This window comes from Moorena sp. (genome assembly GCF_982860115.1).
This window is the reverse complement of sequence record NZ_CEYLVT010000394.1, coordinates 1-3730: the sequence shown is the minus strand read 5'-3', so window position 1 is coordinate 3730 and position 3730 is coordinate 1. Positions and strand designations below refer to the sequence as shown.

Genomic DNA, 3730 nt, shown 5'->3' with positions numbered 1-3730 from the left:
CACCCATTGAACACACTACTTTTAGGATATAACGAGGCAAGAAAACACGCCCTAGCCAAAAACCGCTCTGTACGCCTAAACCAAGGGAATTATGTGAGAATAGACTCCGTGGAGATTCCCGATGATGGTTTAATAGTAGAACTCAGTAGTATATAAGTTAAATCAGTAAAGAAAACATGATGCAAAAGAGCTTTACGGAAGCTGACATTGAAGCTTGTTTCAACAATCCCGAACGAGACAAACGTTTCCGCAATTTCTGGGATTCAGAAGGAGGTCTGCACTGGGGTTATTTTGAAAACTTGACCAACGCTCGACCTGAGGACTTTCTCTCTGCCTGCCATTACTGGAATGAATATATGCTGGAACAGAGTGGTATTACTGCTGAGTCCCGGGTGTTAGATGTAGCTTGTGGAAATGGCAACACTGCTATCTGGCTAGCTCAGCAGACAGGATGCGAAGTGGTAGGAGTCGATCTCAGTAGTATTTTTATTGACTATGCTCAAGAGAAAGCTAGTCATTATCCATCTCTGCGCCTAAGCTTCCACAAGGAATCAGCAACTAACCTGCCTTTCCCAAATGACTCCTTTACCCATGTCTGGAGTCAAGCCGCTCTTTTCCACATTCCTAAACTGAATAAGGCTTTGGCGGAGGCTTACCGTGTTCTAGGAGCAGACGGCATCTTCTTATTTGATGATTTGGTAACCCCAGTAGATGAAGTCAGTGAAACTGCCCGCAAGTACGTTTACGACCGACTCCTATTCAAGCCAACATTTAGTCCTAAAGTTTATGCAGACAACCTTAGCCAGCTAGGATTTACACTATTGCAGCAAAAGGACTTGAGCCAGCACTTGGAAAAAAGCTATGAACTAGTGTCGGAGTTAGCTCGAGAGCAATATCCAGATACAAGTGCTGACTTTAAAAAAACCCAAGAAATGATTGCCGCCGGTGAGGTGGGCTGGTATTTCTACCTCTGTAAAAAGGTTTAGTGGGGAACATAGCCTCACGAAGTGATAAGCTACTTGAAAAATAGACAGGGTGTGGGTTTTATAGTGTGGGATGTAGGTAAAAATTGAATCACAAAATTGGCTCAAAATGTAAATAATAAGGGACTTTAAAAAATTTTTGATGATTTCTCTAGAGAATCTACAAGCAAACTTCGAGAAGGTTGAAGCAACACAATATGAGTACTACTGCCAAGTTAATTTGAACATCTATGATTTTCCCAGTTGCCAAGCTTTGGGCACTCAAGCAACAGTAGGACGTCACTTGCAGTTTACCTCGAAAACACCAGTAAATGACTTTTTAGAAGTGCGATTATGTGAGGATGGCTATAGTGGCTGGTTGCAGGTGCAGTATTTAGCAGAACTTGAATATGCGGCAACTAAGTATCAGCCAGTTACCCTTTCAACTACCCAAATCCAAGAACGACTCCCAGCAGTGATTGCTTTTACCAAAGCTGCAATGGAGCAGCCGAACCACTACCTTTGGGGAGGTACTGTTGCTCCCAACTATGATTGCTCAGGACTAGTACAAGCCGCTTTTACTGCTTCAGGAATTTGGTTACCTAGGAATGCCGATGCGCAAGATGCTTTCACGAAAACAATTGAGATTGAGTCAGCTCTACCAGGTGATTTGATTTTCTTCGCCACAAACCAAGACGTGAATCATGTTGGTTTATATCTGGGAGACGGTTATTATATCCATAGTTCTGGTATAGACAATGGTCGTAATGGTATTGCCATAGACCGACTTTCAGATGAAGAGGATGAGGTGGCACTGTCATACTACCGGATTCTCAAAGGAGCAGGAAGAGTAGAGAAAAGCTATCAACCTTAAGGGAATCACAGCACCAGAGCCCAATACAACAAATTTGCTCTGGTTGATATACCGATACTTTTTAGCTACCAAAATCTACCAAAGGTCAATCCTGGCTCACTAATGCAAGCTGATTTTTCAGCCAGGGGGTATCTCCCAGGGCTCGCAGAAATATACCACGAGCGCCGTTGATGTCTCTATCCATGACGAGCCCATCAATTTTTGATTTAATTGTTTTGCTTCCGCCGATATTGACCAACTCTCCTGTCCAACTAACAGTTTTACTGGTATAGGCTTCGCAAACATCCACTACTGTTTTACCGGTTTCACAAGCTTTATGCTTCAAGAACTCTTGAAAACGATAGTGAGCAAAATTAAGCAGATTGCGAACAGTCTTAGATCTAATTTTCCTACTTCCTTTTTTAGACATTTGAGCTGTCTCAAAAGTGGGAAGTAAAATCACATCAAAATTATCAACTAAAAATCTAGCTGTCTTGTGATGAAGCTCATTGATCAGGTTCTGAATCTTGATGACCATTCGTCTGGCAGCTTTTCTCATTCGGCGTTTTTGCCCACGTTTAGCCTTGCTAATCTTGGATAATAGATTATCCAAATGTTGACACAATCGCTGAATACGAGAAAAGTCTCTGTGTCCAATTTTCCCTACGGATGTTTCACTAAAGAATGTGACAAAAGTCCTAACGCCAGGGTCTAAAGCAACTACTCTACCTTGGTTTTCGGTTTTCTTTTTAGTTACTTTGTGGGGGACTACTAGATAGTAATTTCCATTGTTGCTGGTTAGTCGGCAGTCGCAAATATCCTCAGGAAGACTTTCGGAGTAGGATAGTTTTCCTAGTTTTGTGTGATAAATTCCCACAGCAGAAACTGCTGACTTGGGAATATAACAAGATTGAATGGGGTTTTTCCTGGATCTAAACCTTACCCGATTAATTTGCGACGTCTTTTTGTATTTTTTCTTTGCCTCCCTGACAGCGGTGCAAGCGTCCTTTATCGCTATCGATTTAATTTGATAAGGCACTTCCTTGCACCACTCGGGAAGGTCATTTAGTATTCCGGTCTTGATTGCTTTCCAATTGGCTTTTACAACGCCTGCTTGGAGGATTTTAACGGTCTTGTTGAACACATAACGGGATACTCCGAACCATTTACGAATAAGCGTACGCTGGTCAGGATTTAGGAACAGTCGAATCTTCTTTGATTTTCTTGCCGTACTTTCGGAGTCCGTGAACCCGGCAAGAGAAGACATGAATGATTCAGAGAAGATCTGCGGTAAGTTCGGATTCTGGACAACTTTCAGGTTGGCTGAGAACCAGGATTTTTCCACCGTTGAGACTGACCAAGTACTCAATGAGTTCAAACCCAAATCGGGTAAGTCTGTCTCTACAGGCAACAACAATCGTGAGCTTATCTCCGAGGACAATTCGCTCCAGTATGGTTTTAAGCCCTTTTCTTTTGTAGTTGATACCTGAGCCGATGTCAAAGATGATTTCGGCGTCAGGAAAAAGGGAGTGGAGGTAGGCGAGAAGTCTGTCGAGGTCGTCTCTTTGCTTGCTGGTACTGACTCGGCAGTAGCAGATCGTTTTACTATTCCGTTCACGAAGTTGATCAGGTTTTGAACGTCCTGCTCCGAACCTGATGATATCTTCTGAATGAAATAATCTAGTTCCTCCTGGAGTCCTTTCGCATTTGAGGGTTCCATTGTCCGCGTACTTCCTTAAGGTGTTCCTTGATAGTCCCGTAAGTTCGACCGCCTTACGGATTGGTATAAGTGCCATGACTTAAATCTAACAGATGCTTGTAGATAGTGTTAGATTAGTGGATATTTTCAGTAACTTTCACAAGCCTTTATAGGCGACAGTCTGTGAATCATAAGTTTAAGTTATATGAAATAAGG

4 protein-coding genes are annotated in these 3730 nt (G+C 42.5%); 2 read left to right on the top strand and 2 right to left on the bottom strand.

Annotated elements, in window-relative coordinates:
• The first annotated feature begins 176 nt into the window (after nucleotides 1-176).
• The gene (locus tag AC4II3_RS31905) at nucleotides 177-986 is read left to right on the top strand and encodes a class I SAM-dependent methyltransferase (protein ID WP_293101821.1); all 810 of its coding nucleotides are present in this window, start codon (nucleotides 177-179) and stop codon (nucleotides 984-986) included.
• A gap of 139 nt (nucleotides 987-1125) precedes the next feature.
• A complete protein-coding gene (locus AC4II3_RS31900) occupies nucleotides 1126-1836 on the top strand; it encodes a C40 family peptidase (protein ID WP_488016806.1) in 711 nt (236 codons plus the stop codon).
• Between the two features lie 85 nt (nucleotides 1837-1921).
• Here AC4II3_RS31900 and AC4II3_RS31895 read toward each other — a convergent pair whose 3' ends face one another.
• Both AC4II3_RS31895 and AC4II3_RS31890 read right to left on the bottom strand, forming a co-directional pair.
• The gene (locus tag AC4II3_RS31895) at nucleotides 1922-3082 is read right to left on the bottom strand and encodes an RNA-guided endonuclease InsQ/TnpB family protein (RefSeq protein WP_488016808.1); all 1161 of its coding nucleotides are present in this window, start codon (nucleotides 3080-3082) and stop codon (nucleotides 1922-1924) included.
• 7 nt (nucleotides 3083-3089) lie between these two features.
• Nucleotides 3090-3611 carry an IS607 family transposase gene (locus tag AC4II3_RS31890; protein ID WP_488016810.1) on the bottom strand — a complete coding sequence of 174 codons (522 nt, stop codon included), beginning with the start codon at nucleotides 3609-3611 and terminating at the stop codon, nucleotides 3090-3092.
• Nucleotides 3612-3730 lie beyond the last annotated feature (119 nt).

Bases quoted from the DNA above. Each gene is read 5' to 3' on its own strand.
- AC4II3_RS31905 (WP_293101821.1), top strand. From the start codon at position 177: ATGATGCAAAAGAGCTTTACGGAAGCTGACATTGAAGCTTGTTTCAAC.
- AC4II3_RS31900 (WP_488016806.1), top strand. From the start codon at position 1,126: ATGATTTCTCTAGAGAATCTACAAGCAAACTTCGAGAAGGTTGAAGCA.
- AC4II3_RS31895 (WP_488016808.1), bottom strand. From the start codon at position 3,082: ATGTCTTCTCTTGCCGGGTTCACGGACTCCGAAAGTACGGCAAGAAAA.
- AC4II3_RS31890 (WP_488016810.1), bottom strand. From the start codon at position 3,611: ATGGCACTTATACCAATCCGTAAGGCGGTCGAACTTACGGGACTATCA.